This window comes from Corynebacterium guangdongense, assembly GCF_030408915.1.
GTDB lineage: Bacteria > Actinomycetota > Actinomycetes > Mycobacteriales > Mycobacteriaceae > Corynebacterium > Corynebacterium guangdongense.
On sequence record NZ_CP047654.1, the window covers coordinates 1730452 to 1747720 of the forward strand.

11 protein-coding genes are annotated in these 17269 nt (G+C 68.9%); 1 reads left to right on the forward strand and 10 read right to left on the reverse strand.

The window, feature by feature from the left end; all coding sequences use genetic code 11:
• The first annotated feature begins 44 nt into the window (after positions 1-44).
• Entirely contained in the window at positions 45-2186 is a 2142-nt protein-coding gene (locus tag CGUA_RS08235; RefSeq protein ID WP_290194590.1) for an acyltransferase family protein, read from the forward strand.
• A gap of 55 nt (positions 2187-2241) precedes the next feature.
• Here CGUA_RS08235 and ffh read toward each other — a convergent pair whose 3' ends face one another.
• The 10 genes from ffh to CGUA_RS08285 all read right to left on the reverse strand — a co-directional run bounded on the left by ffh (position 2242) and on the right by CGUA_RS08285 (position 17211).
• The gene (gene ffh / locus CGUA_RS08240; RefSeq protein ID WP_290194592.1) at positions 2242-3861 is read right to left on the reverse strand and encodes a signal recognition particle protein; all 1620 of its coding nucleotides are present in this window, start codon (positions 3859-3861) and stop codon (positions 2242-2244) included.
• Positions 3862-4012: 151 nt separating this feature from the next.
• Positions 4013-5479 carry an HNH endonuclease signature motif containing protein gene (locus CGUA_RS08245; protein ID WP_290194594.1) on the reverse strand — a complete coding sequence of 489 codons (1467 nt, stop codon included), beginning with the start codon at positions 5477-5479 and terminating at the stop codon, positions 4013-4015.
• Between the two features lie 87 nt (positions 5480-5566).
• A complete protein-coding gene (locus CGUA_RS08250) occupies positions 5567-5905 on the reverse strand; it encodes a P-II family nitrogen regulator (protein WP_290194596.1) in 339 nt (112 codons plus the stop codon).
• Positions 5902-7314 carry an ammonium transporter gene (locus tag CGUA_RS08255; RefSeq protein WP_290194598.1) on the reverse strand — a complete coding sequence of 471 codons (1413 nt, stop codon included), beginning with the start codon at positions 7312-7314 and terminating at the stop codon, positions 5902-5904. The genes CGUA_RS08250 and CGUA_RS08255 overlap by 4 nt, the downstream gene beginning before the upstream one ends.
• Positions 7315-7506: 192 nt before the next feature.
• Positions 7507-9579, reverse strand: a complete 2073-nt coding sequence (ftsY, locus tag CGUA_RS08260; protein ID WP_290194600.1) for a signal recognition particle-docking protein FtsY — start codon at positions 9577-9579, stop codon at positions 7507-7509.
• Positions 9580-9655: 76 nt separating this feature from the next.
• Entirely contained in the window at positions 9656-13198 is a 3543-nt protein-coding gene (smc, locus tag CGUA_RS08265; RefSeq protein WP_290194603.1) for a chromosome segregation protein SMC, read from the reverse strand.
• 57 nt (positions 13199-13255) lie between these two features.
• Positions 13256-15145: an alpha/beta hydrolase family protein gene (locus CGUA_RS08270; protein WP_290194605.1), complete on the reverse strand. Its 1890-nt coding sequence runs from the start codon at positions 15143-15145 to the stop codon at positions 13256-13258.
• 28 nt (positions 15146-15173) lie between these two features.
• The gene (locus tag CGUA_RS08275) at positions 15174-15458 is read right to left on the reverse strand and encodes an acylphosphatase (protein WP_290194606.1); all 285 of its coding nucleotides are present in this window, start codon (positions 15456-15458) and stop codon (positions 15174-15176) included.
• 1 nt (position 15459) lies between these two features.
• The gene (locus CGUA_RS08280; RefSeq protein WP_290194608.1) at positions 15460-15642 is read right to left on the reverse strand and encodes a hypothetical protein; all 183 of its coding nucleotides are present in this window, start codon (positions 15640-15642) and stop codon (positions 15460-15462) included.
• 54 nt (positions 15643-15696) lie between these two features.
• On the reverse strand, positions 15697-17211 hold the full coding sequence (locus CGUA_RS08285) for an alanine/glycine:cation symporter family protein (protein WP_290194610.1): 1515 nt from the start codon (positions 17209-17211) through the stop codon (positions 15697-15699).
• Positions 17212-17269: the final 58 nt, after the last annotated feature.

A 17269-nucleotide genomic window follows, 5' to 3' on the forward strand; every position in this document is an offset into this window, starting at 1 on the left:
ACGGTAAGTGATCATCTCTATTCCCCCAGAAAGCGCGGGCGGTCGTGACCAGCAGTTCCCCCGTCGCCCGGAGCAGCACCTACCGCCCCGATCTCGACGGCCTGCGGGGCGTGGCTATCGCTCTCGTCGTCATCTACCACGTGTTCGTGGGCCGGGTCTCCGGCGGCGTCGACATCTTCCTGCTGCTCTCGGGTTACTTCTTCCTCGGCTCCCAACTGCGCTACGCCGGGCGCCGCCATGCCTCCCTCAACCCCTGGTGGCCGATCTGGCGCACCCTGCGCCGCCTCGTGCCGGCGCTGGCGGTGGTGATGTTCGCGACTCTGCCGCTGCTCTACCTCTTCGCACCACAGATGCTGACCCGGGAACTCGGCGGCCAAGTCACCGCGGCGCTGCTCTACCACCTCAACTGGGAACTCATCGGCCAGGAGGCCGACTACGCCGCCGCCTCGGCCGACACCTCCCCCCTCCAGCACCTGTGGTCGATGTCCGTGCAGGGCCAGTTCTACCTCGGGGCCATCGTCTTCGCGCTGGCCTTCGCCTGGCTGGTCAAGCGTCGATCCTGGACCGCCGAGGATGTCCGTACCGTCGCCGGGCCCCTGCTGGCTGTGGCGACCCTCGCCTCTTTCCTGTGGGCCGCGCGCCACGGCTGGATCGGCACCCAGGGCAGCTACTACTCCACCTTCGCCCGCAGCTGGGAACTCACCCTCGGCGCGCTCCTGGCGCTGTACCTGCCCCTGCTGAAGGTGCCGGAACGCATCGCCGGACCGTTGCCGGGCATCGGCCTGGTGATCGTGGCGCTCACCGGCCTGCTCATCCCGACCTCGCTGGCCTTCCCCGGCCCGGCCGCACTACTCCCGCTCGGCGGAGCCGTCCTGGTCATCCTCGGCGGCGGGCGGGGTCGGGTCGCGCGAATGCTCGCCTCCCGCCCGGCGATCTGGCTCGGCGACATCGCCTACTCCCTCTACCTGTGGCACTGGCCGCTGCTCATCATCGGCACCGCGGCCGTCGGCGCGACCTCCCCGCCCTGGTGGCTGGGCACGGCTGTCGTGGCGGTGTCGCTGCTGCTCGCCGACCTCACCCACCGCCTCGTGGAGGCGCCACTGCGTCAGCGGACCAGGCGACCCACCCGCGAGGACCGACCGCTCGCCGCCGCCCGGGCGTCACTGCGCCGACCCGCCGGGGCGCTGCGGGCGGGCGGCGGCCTCCTCGTCGCCGGGCTGGCCGCCGCCCTGCTCGCCTTCCCGCCCGCGTGGTCCGACTACCTCGACCAGCTCGGTGAGCGCGACATGGACCCGCGCCTCTATCCCGGCGCCCGCGTCCTCGCCGGCGCCCCCGCCTTCGACGCCCCGCCCAGCCCCGATCCGGCCGTCATCGCCGGCATCTACCCGCAGCCCGGCCACGACTCCTGCATGGTGTTCACCCCCGAGGCACCCGATCACTACGCCACCACGGACCGCTGGGGCGGCCCCTGCATCTACGGCGATCCGGACGCGCAACGCACCGTCGTCATCGCGGGCGGCTCCCACGCCGAGCCGTGGACCGAACCCCTCGACGCGCTGGGCAGGCAGCACGGGTTCCAGGTCATCCCCTTCCTGCGCCAGGAATGCCCCATCGTCCTCGGCGACGCCCCCGAGGTCAGCCGGGCCTGCGCCGAGTGGTCCGCGGGCGCCGTGCGCCTGATGGTCTCGATGGCCCCGGACGTCGTCGTCTCCACCTCGACCCGGCCCGTCGGCCCCGGCGGTGTGGGTCCCGACGTGGCGCCGGCCGGCTACCGCCACTTCTGGGAGGCGCTTGACGACGCCGGCATCCCCTTCATCGGGCTGCGCGACAACCCCTGGACGACCACCCCTGCCGGGGAAGTCGACGATCCGAACTACTGCATGCTCCGCGTCCGCGACGGCGGCGCGGGCTGCACCTCCTCGACGGACCCGGTGTCGGCGTGTTCCCTGCCGCGCACGGCCGTCTACGCGGAGGAGGACCCGGCGGCGGCAGTCCTCGCCGACCATCGCCTCGCCCAGGCGGTCGACACCGCCGACTGGTTCTGCACCGCCGACGCCTGTCCCCCGGTCATCGGCAACATCCCGGTCATGCGCGACCAGAACCACATCTCCAACGCCTACGCGCTCTCCGCCGCCGACCTGCTCTGGCCCCACCTGGAACGCGCCTTTAACCTGCCCCGCCCATAGACGAAGGGACGGGCGCCTCCCACACGGAAGACGCCCGTCCCTGGCGCGGCCCAGGCTAGAAGCCCTTGCCCTTGCCCATGCGTTTCATCGCCTCGTTGAAGTCGAGGTTGTTGAGGTCGATGTCGCCGAGACCGCCGGGCAGCTGCGGATTGCCGCCGGGCACGCCGCCCTGCTGCTCCATCTGCTTCTGCATCTGCTGCAGCTGGGCCATGTTCGGCATCCCCGGCATGCCGCCGCCCGTGGACTTGGCGCGGATCTGCTTCTTCTTCCCGCCCTTGCCCTTGCGGGTGGTGCGCTGCTTCTTGGTCGCGGACCGGTTCATCCCGCCGCCCGGCATGCCCATCTGGCTGGCCATCTTGCCCATCATCTTCTTCGCTTCGAAGAAGCGCTCGACGAGCTGGTTGACGTCGGCGACCTGGACGCCGGAGCCTGCGGCGATGCGCTTGCGGCGGGAGGCGTTGAGGATCTTCGGATCCTCCCGCTCTGCCGGGGTCATGCCGCGGATGATGGCCTGGATGCGGTCGAGCTGCTTCTCGTCGATCATCTCGGCCATCTGGTTCATCTGCTTGCCGCCCGGCAGCATCTTCATCAGGTTGCCGAGCGGGCCCATCTTGCGGACCATGAGCAGCTGGTCGAGGAAGTCCTCGAGGGTCATCTCCCCGGTGCCGATCTTACGGGCGGCGTCGACGGCCTTCTCCTGGTCCATGACGGACTCGGCCTGCTCGATCAGCGAGAGCACGTCGCCCATGCCGAGGATGCGGCTGGCCATCCGTTCCGGGTGGAAGACGTCGAAGTCCTCGAGCTTCTCACCTGTGGAAGCGAAGAGGATCGGCTTGCCGGTGACCTCACGGATGGACAGCGCGGCGCCACCGCGGGCGTCACCGTCGAGCTTGGTGAGGACCACGCCGGTGAAGTCGACGCCGTCGGCGAAGGCCTGCGCGGTGGTGACGGCGTCCTGGCCGATCATCGCGTCAATGACGAAGATGACCTCGTCCGGCTGGACCGCCTCGCGGATGTTGCGGGCCTGGGTCATCAGTGTCTCGTCGATACCGAGGCGGCCCGCAGTGTCGATGATGACGATGTCGTGCTGCTGACGCTTGGCTTCCTCGACACCGGCCTGGGCGACGGCGACCGGATCACCGTGGGAGGTGCCCATCTCGTGCTCGTGGGAGTCGATGGAGGTGCCCGGGTCGGGGGCGAAGGTGGGCACGCCGGCGCGCTCACCGACGATCTGGAGCTGCTGCACCGCGCCCGGACGCTGGAGGTCACAGGCCACCAGCATTGGAGTGTGCCCCTGCTTGCTGAAGTGCTTGGCCAGCTTGCCGGCGAGGGTGGTCTTACCCGCGCCCTGGAGACCGGCGAGCATGATGACGGTCGGCGGGGTCTTCGCCAGCTGGACGCGCCGGGTCTCGCCGCCGAGGATCTCGACGAGTTCCTCGTTGACGATCTTGACGACCTGCTGGGCAGGGTTCAGCGCCGCCGACACCTCGGCTCCGGTCGCGCGCTCCTTGATGCGCTTGATGAACCCGCGGACGACGGGCAGCGAGACGTCAGCCTCCAGCAGCGCGAGGCGAATCTCGCGGGCGGTGGTGTTGATGTCGTCCTCGGTCAGTTTGCCCTTGCCGCGCAGGCCAGTGAGCGCGGATTGCAGGCGATCGGACAGAGACTCAAACACGTCGGGCACTCCCCTTTGTTGAAGGCGGCAGAGGGATATCTGGAACTTCCCCAGCCTAGCGCGTGCGTTGGGGGTAAGGCCTAATCACCTCCGGGATTGCCGGGCGGGACGGAAATGGCTCCCCCGCCCCGGTGCACCGGGGCGAGCTGGCTCAGACCGCGAACAGGGCCTCCGACTCAGAATCCGGGGGCGCGTGCCGACGCCGGATCCGTGCCGAAGCGGATTTGCCCGCCGCCACCGAATTATTGAGGCGTATTTTTGACGACCCGGCGTCGCGGTGCCCCACCCGCCCACTGGCGGGGTCGCGCTCCGCATGCCCCATCCCTCGTGACCCGTCCCGTTTGTCGTTGTTGTCGCGGTGATGCATCCGGCACAATAACGTCAGGTTCTCGATATCGGTACGACCCGACAGCAGCCACGCAATGATGTGGTGAATCTGGCACTCGTCCACCGGGCGATCACACCCCGGATGGGAACAGGTCAACTCCGTGACCAGCAGTGCAATCCGCTGCTCCAGGTTGGCCGTGCGTTTGCCCCGCCCCAGCGTCAGCAACGCGCCGCGCTCGTCATGAACGGTCATCCAGTCGCAGGAGGCCTCCCCCAGGACCAGCATGTCCAGGGGCGAGAGGTAGACGCCCGTGTTGGTCGGGAAGCGGGTGTCCAGCCCCATCTCCTCCAGCTCGGGCTGCGTCACCGACACCACCACCGACCCGATCCCGCCCCGATTCGGTTCCTTGTCCGCGCTGTGGCCACGGACGATCTCGTGCAGCTTGTCCGCCCGACGCTGGCCCAGGGAACGTTTGTCCCTCTCCTCCGCGCCGTCGGATTCCCCGTCGGACCAGGTGGTGGACTGGTTGTAGGACAACGCGGCCCTCAACGCCGCGGCCTGGGCCGCTGGCAGGTACCCGGAGAGCCTCACCCCGCCGTCGGCGTCCTGTTGACCGAAGGAGATGTAGCGTTTCTTCCACGCCGCCAGCCGGTCCCGGGTCCCATCGGGTTTGCGGGCCCGGGCGTTAGCCTCACGGACCCGATCGCGTACCCAGGCGCGCAGGTCCTCGGCACCGCGCCAGCCGGCCTGTTTCAGGGCCCGCTCGCGCAGGGCGTTGGCCCCGGGGTCCGCGTGCTCGGACAGGTGGTCCAGCTCGGCCTCGATCACGCGGCGTTTCTCCGCGGAGGCCTCCGCCGCCGCCTGGCGGGCACGTTGCTGAGCGGCCTCCTCCTCGGCCGCCCGTCGGCGTTGCTCCGACTCCCTGGCCCGGCGCTGCTCATCGCTTTCGGTGGCCGGCGGCGCTTCCGGGGAGGGTTCCGGGACCGGGTCGTAGAGGGCCGCGCCCTGGCGCAGCCGGTTGTAGGCCTCGGCCCGGGAGAGGCCGAGTTTCTCGCGCAAGTACTGGGTGGTGCTGGTGGAGCCGACCATGCGGCCGGCCTCGTGCAGGTTGGCCAGCCAGGCGAAGGAGGCGTCGATGGCGGCCTTGTGGTTCATGGCGGCCTCCAGCGCCTCGAACGAAGGATGGACAGCGGCGAAGGCGACGGACTCAGGGCTGGCCATGAGGGTGGCCAGGCCCTGCAGCCCGGTGGTGACCTGGGTGATCAGGTCATTGATTCGCGATTCGTTCATGTGTTCGATGTTAGCCGGGCCGGCAGCAGGGTCAAGCCCGGCGGAGCAAATGACCACTAGAGTGCGCAAGCCCGGCCCGGCCGGGGGTCAGATCGCCTCGTCGCCGGTCTCGCCGGTGCGGACCCGGACCACGCGCTCCAGGTCGGTGACCCAGAGCTTGCCGTCACCCACCCCGCCCGTGCGGGCCGCGGCGATGACCGCGGCGCAGATCGCGTCGACGTCACCGTCGGTACTGAGGACCTCGATCTTGACCTTGTCGACGAATTCGGTGGCGACCTCGGCACCGCGGTACACCTCGGTGCGGCCGCGCTGGCGCCCGTATCCGAGAACCTCGGTGGCGGTCATGCCGGTGATTCCCAACCGGTGCAGGTTGGCGTGAATTTCACCGAGCGCGAAGGGTTTGACCACTGCGGTAATGAGTTTCATCGTTGCTCCATCTTGGGGATTGCGGTGGGAAGTGGCGTCGACAAGCGGACCTCACCCTCGGGTTCGGTGACCGGCAGCGAACGCGGGATGACGTGCCGGGTGACTGGGCCGGCCAGGTCGTAGGCGCCTTCCCGGTGAACGTGCAGGTCGATGCCCTCGGATTCCGCGAGCTTGCCGACGCGCCAGCCCATCGTCCGGCCCAGGACCAGCGCAATCAATGCGGTGATCACACCGGAGAAGACCATGGCCACGAGTGCGATGACGGTCTGGATGACGAGCAGCCTGAGCCCGTCGAGGCCGCCCCCGGTGAGGAGGCCGGTGTCGGCGGCCACCAGCGCCAGACCGACGGTGCCCCACAGGCCGGCGACCAGGTGGACGCCGACGACGTCGAGGGAGTCGTCGAAACCGAAGCGGTACTTCAGCCCCGCCCCCCAGGCGGCGAGGACTCCCCCGCAGAAACCGAGGAAGATCGCGCCGAGCGGGCTGACGGCGCCGGCCGCCGGGGTGATCGCCACCAGACCGGCGATGATGCCGGAGGCCCCACCCAGGGAAGTCGCACCACCGTGCCGCAGGCGTTCGTAGAGCAGCCACCCGAGCATCGCGGCCGCGGCCGAAACCAGGGTGTTGAGCCAGGCCAGCCCGGCGAGGCCGTCGGCGGCGAAGGCGGAGCCGCCGTTGAAACCGAACCAGCCGAACAGCAGCAGACCGGCGCCGAGCATGACGGCGGGCAGGTTGGAAGGCTTGGCGATGCCCGTGGGGAAGGCCCGACGCCGCCCGACCATCAGGGCGAGCACCAGCGCGGCGGTCGCCGCGGAGATGTGGACGACTGTGCCGCCGGCGAAGTCGATGGGAACAATCGTCGCCTCGCCGTCGGTGACGCCGAACATCCAGGAGGAGATGGAGAATTCGGCGTGGCTGAGAATTCCCCCGCCCCACACCATGTGGGCCAGCGGGAAGTAGACGAGCGTGACCCACACGCCCGAGAAGACCAGCCAGGTGTTGAACTTCACACGCTCGGCCAGGGCGCCGGAGATGATCGCGGTGGAGATGATCGCGAAGGTCATCTGGAAGGCGACGTCGATGACGTTGGCGTAACCAGACGCGCCCTCGATGTAGCGACCGTCGGCGTCGACAAGCGAGTTCCGGAGACCGAAGAATTCGAAGGGGTTGGAGAAGATGCCCGCGACGGACTGCGAGCCGTAGGACATCGACCAACCCCAGAGGACGTAGACGACCGAGACGACGCCGAGGGCGCCGAAGGACATCAGCATCATGTTGAGGGTCGCTTTGCGGGAGGTCATACCTCCATAGAACAGCGCGAGCGCCGGCGTCATCAGGAGCACCAGGGCCGCGGATATGAGGAGCCACGCGGCGTTGCCGGAGGCGGCCATCGTTGCATCAGGGGACATTCGGGCCTCCACTTCAGGATGGAACCTATAGTTCGACAGGTTTGCCGATGCGAGAAACACTACTCTTCCTTTTCCTGTTTCGATAGGTCGATAGGTAGAAAGTTTCCTGTGTGTCCTCTGCTGCTTTGGCCTCCTCGGAAAATGACGGTGCCGCCACCCCGCCGAAGCGGGAATGGCGGCACCGTCACCGGCCTAGCCGAGCAGCGCGTCGACGAACCCCTCCACCTCGAACGGGGCCAGGTGATCGGCGCCCTCGCCCAGGCCAACAAGCTTGACCGGGACGCCGAGCTCTTCCTGAACCTGGAAGACAATGCCGCCCTTGGCGGTGCCGTCCAGCTTGGTCAGGACGACACCGGTGATGTCGACGACGTCCCGGAACACGCGAGCCTGGGTCAGTCCGTTCTGACCGACCGTGGCGTCCAGGACCAGCAGCACCTCGTCCACCGTGGACTTCTTCTCCACCACGCGCTTGACCTTGCCCAGCTGATCCATCAGACCGGTGGCGGTGTGCAGGCGGCCAGCGGTGTCGACGATGACCACGTCGGCCTGCTCCTCGACGCCTCGAGCGACCGCGTCGAAGGCGACGGAGGCCGGGTCGGCGCCCTCCTTGCCCCGCACAGTCGTCGCCCCGACGCGGCGACCCCAGGTCTCGAGCTGATCCGCGGCGGCCGCACGGAAGGTGTCCGCCGCACCGAGAACGACCTTGGACCCCATCGCCACCAGCACGCGAGCCAGCTTGCCAGTGGTAGTGGTCTTTCCGGTGCCATTGACGCCGACGACGAGAATCACGGCGGGCTTGCCGTTGTGGGGCAGTGCCTTGATCGAGCGGTCCAGTTCCGGCCGACCGGCTTCGATGAGTGTCTCCCGCAGCATCGCCCGCGCCTCCGCCTCCGAGGACACGCCCCGCTCCGCGATCTTGTCGCGCAGACTGTCGGTGACCTTCATCGTCAGCTCGGCGCCGAGGTCCGCCATGATCAGCGTGTCCTCGATCTCCTCCCAGGCGTCCTCGTCGAGATCGCCCGCAGTTAGGATACCCAGCAGCCCCTGGCCGATGGCGCTCTGGGAGCGGGAGAGCTTCCCGCGCAGACGGCCCATACGGCCGGAGACCGGCTCGATCTCATCCAGCGGCGCGGTCGGCTCCGGCGACGGCACCGGCCCATCGGCCGGAACCTCGGTTTGCTCGCGCGCCTCCTCGACAACGTCGGCGGTTACTGCGGCAATGCCTGCGGCCTCCTCGGCTTCGGCGACGACCTCGAGGTCCTCCGGCTCGGTAGCTTCCGCCAGCTTCTCTGCCTCGATCGGAGCCTCCTCGGCGAGCTCCTCGAAGATCGGGTCCTCCTGGGCAGACTCCCCCTCATTGACCGACCCAGCGATCTCGTGGGCCTGCTCGGAAACCTCGATCTCCGCGTCCTCACTTGGACGCGGCTCCCCCGTCTCATCACCCTTGCCGGAAGCCGCCACCGCACCAGCCACTGCCGCTGCACCCGCACCGCCAGCCACCGCCGCGCCCGCACCGCTGAGACGATCGCTTTCCGACGCCTCTTCGGCCGACTCGTCCTCGACCCGCTCCGGGGTGGTCTCCTCCACCACCTTGACGTTGCCGGTCACCGGAATCTCGTCCTCAGCTTTGTCGGCTGCGGCTTCCTCAGCTGCGTTTGCCTTCTTCTCCGCAGCAGCCTTGTCCGCCGCCGCCTTCTGCGCCGCCGCCTTATCAGCGGCCGCCTTGTCGGCAGCAGCCTTGTCCGCCGCTGCCTTGTCGGCCGCTGCCTTGTCCGCAGCCGCCTTGTCGGCAGCAGCCTTCTGCGCCGCCGCCTTCTGCGCCGCCGCCTTGTCCGCCGCCGCCTTGTCCGCCGCCGCCTTCTGCGCCGCCGCCTTGTCCGCCGCCGCCTTATGCGCGGCAGCCTTGTCGGCAGCCGCCTTATCCGCCGCCGCCTTATGCGCGGCAGCCTTGTCGGCAGCAGCCTTGTCCTCAACCGGCGTCACTGCCGCCGCACGCGGCGTCTCCTGCTCGATCGGCTTATCGACGCGAACCGGTTCCTGCTCCTTGGACTCATCCGCGGAGGCGGCCGGGGCGAAGTTGAATCCGCCGACGGCCTGGTAGTTGCCGGACTTCTCCTGCTGGGTGAGCTCCTTCGGCTCCTCCTTCTTCTCGAAGGAGACCGTCTTCGATTCCTTGCGCTTCTTGCCCGCAACGACGATGACGATCCCCAGAAGGATGAGGATGACGACGATCGCGAGAATGATCCAGATAAGAGTTGAGGTCATGGGCACTAGTCTGCCATTAACCTGGGGAAGTCTCATCCTCAATCCCAGCTCACCGGCAGGCCTACACCGTCATCGGTTAACCCGTGTCACCCTTTTGCGGCTGGTGAAGGTCGATCGCGTCCACCGCCACGGTGACCGGCCGCTCCGACTGGTCGGTCCCGGTGGACAACGGTGCGTCCCCGGCGCGGCTCATGCGCTGGGAAATGACTCGGGTGACGCCGTCGCCGCGCATGGTCACGCCGTAGAGCACGTTGGCGATGTCCATCGTCGGTTTCTGGTGGGTGATGACGATGAGCTGGGAATCGTGACGCATTTCCTCGAACAGGGCGATGAGTCGGCGGAGGTTGACGTCGTCAAGCGCGGCCTCGACCTCGTCCATGATGTAGAACGGGCTCGGTCGGGCGCGGAAGATGGCCACGAGCATCGCCAGGGCCGTCAGGGACTTCTCGCCGCCGGACAGCAGGGAGAGGCGCTTGACCTTCTTGCCGGGCGGGCGTGCCTCGACCTCGATGCCGGTGGCGAGCATGTCGTCGGGATCGGTGAGGATCAGTCGGCCCTCGCCACCCGGGAAAAGGGTGTCGAAGACCTTGGGGAATTCGCGTTCGACGTCGAGCCAGGCGTCGGTGAACAGCTGCAGGATCTGCTTATCGACATCCTCGATCACACCCGTGAGGTCGGCGCGTGCCTGGATGACGTCGTCGAGCTGGGTCGACAGGAAGGAGTAGCGTTCCTCGAGCGCCTTGAACTCCTCCAGCGCCAGGGGGTTGACCTTGCCCAGGGAGCGCAGGTCCTTCTCTGCCTGCCTGAGGTCGGCCTCCACGGTGGCTCGGTCGAATCCCGGGCCCGGGCTGTAACCCTCGAGCAGGTCGGCGATGGGGACCCCGAGCTGTTCGACGATCTTCGCCTCAGCCTCGTCGATGCGCACCTGCGCCTGAGAGCGGGCGATCTCGGAAGCGTGGGCGTTGTCGGTCAGTCGGCCCAGCTGCTGGCGGGTGGCGTTTACGCGGTCCTTCGCCTGCGCCAACTGCGAGGCGATCTGCGTCTTTCGGGCGGTGACCTCGTCGCGTTCGGCGGTGGCGCGCTCGAGGGCGTCCGCGACCCGCGCGGCCATGTCCCGCGCGTGTTTCTCGACGTTCGAGGCCAGCTCCCCCGCCAGCCGACGGCGCAGCATGGCCTGCTCGTGACGGTTCTTGGCCTCCCGCTCGTGGGCGGCTTGACGACGCAGCCCGTCCCCCCGGCCCGCCGACTGTGCCGCCCGGTCCGTGGCTTGGCGCATGGCGAGAGTGGCCTCCATCTCCATGGCCCGGATCTGGGTGAGCGCTTCGGCGGTGGCGTCGCGTTCCTCTGTCGAGACCTCGTCGGCGGAACCCTCGTCCTCGACGCGGGAGAGCCGGTCGCGGATCTCGGCGAGCTCGTCGCGCAGTGCCGCCGCACGGCCCTCCGCCTGGGTGGCGCGCTCGGCGGCTCGGACGTGCTCGTTCCTGTTGGCTTCGTGCTGCTTCTGCAGACGCTGATGTTCGCGGCGGAGGTTCTCGACCGCGGAGTCGTGCTCGCGCAACCGTGAGGTCGCCGACGCAGAGGCGACCCGGGCGTCCTCGGCGGCCTGCTTGGCGCCCTCCAGGGTGCCGGAGAGTTCGCTGAGTTCGGCCGCCGCCGATTCGAGCTGCTCCCGCGCCTCCTCGATCTGCGCGCTGACTTCAACCGACGTGGTGGCGCCCGTACCGACCTCCACCCAGCCCTCACCGACGACGAGGCCGGCACGGGTGACGGCGCGAACCCGGGGATCGGCGGAGACCGCCGCGCGGGCGTGGGCGAAGTCCTCCGCGACGACAACGTCGGCGAGCAGTCGGGTCACGGGGAGAGCGACGCTGCCATCGACGCTGACGTGGTCGAGTAGCCAGCTCACCCCGGCGGGCAGGTCGGCGTCGAGGCGCCAGTCAGAACCGCCGCCGGAGGCGTCGACGAGGACCGTGCGGGCGGCGTCGGCCAGCGACTCGACGACGCCGGGGGCCACCGCGCCGGCCACGGCCTCGGCGTGGCCGCCGAGGGCCGCCGCCAGGGCGCCCTCCCAGCCGTCACGGGCACGGACCAGGCCAGCCAGCGGGATCCAGGACTCCCCCAGCTCCACGCTCGCCGTGGGCGCGGATTCACCGAGGGTGTCGATCCGGGCCTGCAGCGAGTACACCGCCCGTTCGCGCTCCCGCTGCTGCTCCCTCAACTGATCCAGGCGCTTCTCGGCGGCGGAGGCTTCGGTGACGGCGCGGACGTGCGCCTCGTCCAGCGGGGCGCGCTCCTTCTCCCGGGCGGCGATCGCCTCGGCCACCTCGCGGGCCTGGCGCTCGGCGTCGCGGGTGCGCTCCAGCGTCTCCCGCAGGCCCTCGGACAGCCGGTGGATCTCCTCCTCAGCGCCGGTGATCCGCGCGCTCAACGACTCCTGTTGGGCCAGCAGGCGGACCACGCCTTCGCGGCGGTCGGCGATGGCGCGCACCTGCGCCATGTGCTCCGCCTCCGCCGCATCGAAGGCCGTTCGGCGGTCAATGACCTCCTCCCGGATGGTCTCCAGCCGCTCGGCGGCCTCCTCGGCGAGCATGAGCAGTTCCTCGTGTTCCTCGTCCGCCAGCTGCGCTCGTCGTTCGAGTTCCTCAGGATCGGGGCCGGTGTAGGCGGTCGCCTCCCCGACGTTTGCGGCGCGTTCGGCTGCGATGCGGGTGGTGGCGGAGACGCGTTCAGCCAGCGTCGAGAGGCGGAACCACAGCTGCTGCGCAGCCTCGGCCTGCGGCGCGGTCTCCTCGAGCAGGGTCTCGAGCTCCTGCTGGACTTGCGCGTGTTCCTCCAGTTGCGCGGTGATCTCGGCGACCTGGTCGGCGAGGAGGTCGGCGGCGCGGGCAGCGTCGGCCAGCGTCCTGCGCAGTCGCGTGACCTCATCACCGGCCAGGGCCATGCGACTCTCGCGCAGCGTGGCCTGGACCGTGGCCGCGCGCCTGGCGGCCTCCGCCTGCCGGGCCAGGGGCTTGAGCTGCTTGCCCAGCTCATCGGTGAGATCTTGGAGGCGGTCGAGGTTGGCCTGCATGCCGATGAGCTTGCGCTGCGCCTTTTCCTTGCGGCGGCGGTGCTTGAGCACGCCGGCGGCCTCCTCGATGTAGGCGCGGCGCTCCTCCGGGCGGGAGTCGAGGATCTCGCCGAGTTTGTTCTGCCCGACGATGATGTGCATTTCGCGGCCGATGCCGGAGTCGCTGAGCAGCTCCTGAATGTCCATCAGGCGGGCCTTGGCGCCGTTGATCTCGTACTCGCTGGCGCCGTCGCGGAACATGCGGCGGGTGACGGACACCTCGCGGTACTCGATGGGCAGCTTGCCGTCGCGGTTGTCGATGGTCAGCGTCACCTCGGCGCGACCCAGCGGCTTGCGGTCGCCGCCGCCGGCGAAGATGACGTCCTCCATCTTGCCGCCGCGCAGATTCTTCGCACCCTGATCCCCCATCACCCAGCGCAGCGCGTCGACGATGTTCGACTTGCCGGAGCCGTTGGGGCCGACCACGGCGCAGATGCCGGGCTCGAATTTCAGGGTCGTCGCAGACGCGAAGGACTTGAATCCCCGCAGGGTCAGCGACTTCAGATGCACGCTCGGCAGTTTAGCGCCTCGCCCGACGACACCCGAAGCCCGACAGACCCCTGCGGGCTAGTCAGCCGCGCGTGTTCGACGGCGCGTCAGGGTCCGTCGCCACAGGGCGCTCTGCGCCGCCTCGGCGGCGGTCTCCGGCGCCGTCTCCCAGGGGATCAGTCCGTGGTCGAGCATGTAGTCGAGCGCCGCCCTCACGGATTGGAGCTTCTTACCCAGCCCCAGAAGGTACGGCGAGCCGGGATCCGAGAACTCCTCGACGCGCTGGATTTCCCGGGTCAGGCGGCGCTCCATCTCCGTCAGCTGGAGCCAGACCGTCGGTTCCTGGTCGAGACGGTGCTCCTCACGGAGCATGACGACCGCCAGCTGCGACTTGACCAGCGCCTCGACGGACTCGGGTGTCGTCGAGGCGCTCATGACGCCGACGGCCACGCTTCCCGCTCCCACCGAGACCAGGCTGCCGGCGGTGACCAGCCCGCCGATCATGCCGCCCGGGCCGAAGGCGGCGAGGGCGCTGGTGATCATCGCGGCGCCGGACACTCCCGCGGCCGGCGCGAAGGCCAGACCGCCCGTGGCCAGGCCCAGCACCATGACGCCACCGCCGATGGCGCCCCACTTCAGCCAGTTGCGTCGGCTGCTTCCCGGCAGCGCCCTGCCCGCCCGTTCCAGGGAATCGAAGACCCCGGCGCCGAAGCGGGGCCCGAGGTTCAGCTCCTGGGTGAGATCCTCCATGGCTTCGCGCCGCACGTCGTCGTCGACGTCGATCTCGAAGGGGTCGAGAAGGTTGTAACCGGCCAGCTGGACGAGCAGCAGCGCGGCGTCGTCCGCCTCGATGGGCGGCACGGGCAGGGGCGCCGGCACTGGGTGAGCGGTGTCGCTGAGGTCGACGTCCAGTCGGGCCACCATTTCCGGCAGTCCGGTCCTCTGCTTGGCCGCCTGATCCTTGAGCAGGTCGATCGTCGTCGCCTGGACCTGCCGGAGGGCGCCGAAATAGCGTTTCCTCTCGTCTTCCTCGAGTTTGTTGCCGATCAGGTGCGCGTAACGCAGCCCGAGCAGCGCGACGACCTGGTGAAATTCGGGGGCGACCTCCACCGCGCTGCTCGCCTTGACCACCTGTGTCGACTGGGAGCCGAACAACCCGAACCCGATCGACACCGCCACGGCAGGGCTGCCGAGGTACGCCGCGGAGGAATGCGCGGCAGCGGGCCGGGCCAGGGTCTCCACCCGCAGGTCCAGCAGCCAAGGGAAGACGGAAGAGACCCCGCGCATCGAGGTCACCGGGTCGCTGGCGCTCCAGAAGTTCACCCACCACCCCAGGTTCGCTGGGGGCTGGCGCAGGCTCTTGCGCAGATCCGACACATCGAACCGGGTGCTGGCCAACGGACTGCCAAAGGTCACCAGCCCGGCGACGTGCAGCGCCGGCGGCAGCCTGAGCAGCAGGTCGGCCGCGATGACGGAGCCGAGGCTGTGCGCCACGATGACGATGCGTCCGGACTCGGGCAGCGCTTCGAGGATCTCGGAGAGGACGCGGGCACGGACTCCGGTGTCGTTGAGGTAGGTCCTGGCTTCCTGGAAATAGGGCGTCGCCAGCGCCACGTTGTCCGCCAGGGTGGCCCACAGCGCCGCCTTCCCCGCAGTGTGCCGTCCGGCCAGCTGTTCGAGGGCGGCGGTGCGGTACTTGAATTCCCGTCGCGCCTGCCGGGCTTCGGCCTTGGCCAGTTTCGGCACGGTCCGGGCGGGCAGTTCGGCCCCCTCGCCGTCGCTCTCTCCCCGCAGGAGGCTGCCGTAGCGGGGCGCCAGCACCCGGATGCCCGTCAGATCCGGGTAGCCGACCTGAGGCAGCGCCTCATTGAGGGTGTCGGTCCACGCCTTCTCATGGTCGGGGGTGTTGATGCCGTGGAGGTACAGCAGGTAGGGCGCGTCGGCCATGAGGTTCCCATCGATCGTCAATGCCGTTGCCCTCCCATGCTAGTGCGCGTCAGAGGCGCCGGAACCCGGCCTCCCCGCGGGCGTCGCCGTACTCGACGGCCACCTCGGACACGCGTCCCGGCCGCCGGGTACCGGTGGGTTCCTCCCCGAGAAGCCGGAGCAGCTTCTCGACGCCCGCCCGTTCCCCCTCCGCGACCACTTCGACGCGCCCGTCGGGAAGGTTTTTCGCGTGCCCGCTCAGGCCGAGCGGTTCGGCGACGCGGCCGACCCAGGCGCGGAAACCCACGCCCTGGACCCGGCCACTGACTAATGCGGTGGCTCGAATGCTGCTCATGTCAGAAAGAATAGGGGCTGACCGTCTGCGTCTGCAGGTACGGCCCGCCCGGGTAGTGCTGGTGTGTGCGCCGCGGCTTGATCCGGCGCACGAGCTTCTCCACGCCGAGGTCAACGGCGTCGAGGACGAACACGAAGAGGGTGCCGAGGGCGATGAGACCGAGGGCTGTCCAGACGAGGTTCATGGTCACCGATCTTTCTCGAGGGTGGTGCCCATCCTACCCGCCGACGCGACCTTGTCAGCGGGTGATCTCGTCGGCGCTGTCTTCCGCCGGCACGTGGTGGAAGGTGGCGTCGCGAAGCACGCGCACGCGTTCGACGGCGTCGGCGGTGAGGGCGTCCGAGCCGTCCCAGACCTCGACGTTCTCGATCTCCGGGAGCATGTCCCGGTGGAACACCGGGTCGTAGCCCAGCCGTTTCTGCTGCGCGTAGTTGCGCAGGAGTTTGATGGCGACCCCACCGAGCGGGATGACGGCGACGAGGTTGATCATGACCATGACGCCGGCGAAGGTGTCCCCGAGGTTCCAGACCAGTGTGAGCGAGCCGATGGCGCCGCCGAACACGAACACGACGACGAGAACGCGGAATGCGGTCAGCCAGCCCGTCGAGCCGGTCAGGTACTGGATGTTGGTCTGGGCCAGGTAGTAGTTGCCGATGATCGAGCTCAAGGCCAGGAAGAAAAGGATGAAGGTGATGAAGTGGGTTCCCCACGCTCCGACGGAGTCGGATAACGCGGTCTGGGTCAGCGAGGCGCCGGCGATCTCCTCGCCGTAGATCGGCTGCGGGCCGAGCAGGACGATGAAGGCGGTGATGCTGCAGACCAGCCAGGTGTCGAAGAAGACGCCGAGGGTCTGCACCAGCCCCTGTTTGACCGGGTGCGACACGGTGGCGGTCGCGGCCGCGTTCGGCGCGGAACCCTCGCCGGCCTCGTTGGAGAACAGGCCCCGGCGCATGCCGTGCATGAAGGCGGCTCCGACGGTGGCGCCGGCGACCTCGCGCAGGCCGAGCGCGTGGGTGAAGATGTCGGAGATCATGCGGGGGACCTCGCCGAGGTTGAGCACGACGACGATGACACCGACGATGATGTAGGCGCCGGCCATGAACGGGACGATGATCTGGGTGACGCTGGCGATGCGCTGGAGCCCGCCGAAGATGATGCCGGCGGTGATCACCGCGAGGATGACGCCGACGCCGGCCTTGAACTCGAGGGAGTCCGCGTTGAGGGAGGTCCCGACGGACTCGACGATGGAGTTGGTCTGGATGGCGTTGTAGACCAGGCCGTAGGTGACCGAAATGGCGAGCGCGAAGACGACCGCCAGCTTCCGCCAGCCCAGACCGCGGGTCATGTAGTAGGCCGGGCCGCCGCGGTAGGCGTCGCTGCCCTCACTCTCCCTGGTCTTCCACAGCTGGGCGAGCGTGGACTCGATGAACGCCGTCGCCCCGCCGAGCAGCGCGATCATCCACATCCAGAACACCGCGCCCGGGCCGCCGATGGAGATGGCCAGCGCCACGCCGGCGACGTTGCCGGTGCCCACCCGGGAGGCCGCGGAGATGGAGAAGGCCTTGAAGGCGGAGATGTGGTCTCCGCCGGCAGGCTTTTCCGACACGGCGTGGAACATGTCGGGAATGTAGCGCAGCTGGACGACCACCGTTCGGACCCCGAAGTAGACGCCCGCCCCGATGAGGAGGAACGGGATGATCTTCCAGAGCCAGTCGTTGAGACCGTCGGCCAGAAATGTTTCGAATGCCTGCATGGCAGAAAAACTACACGGGTTTGAATCTGAGCGTCTGTCAGGTGGCGGGTGCGGACCC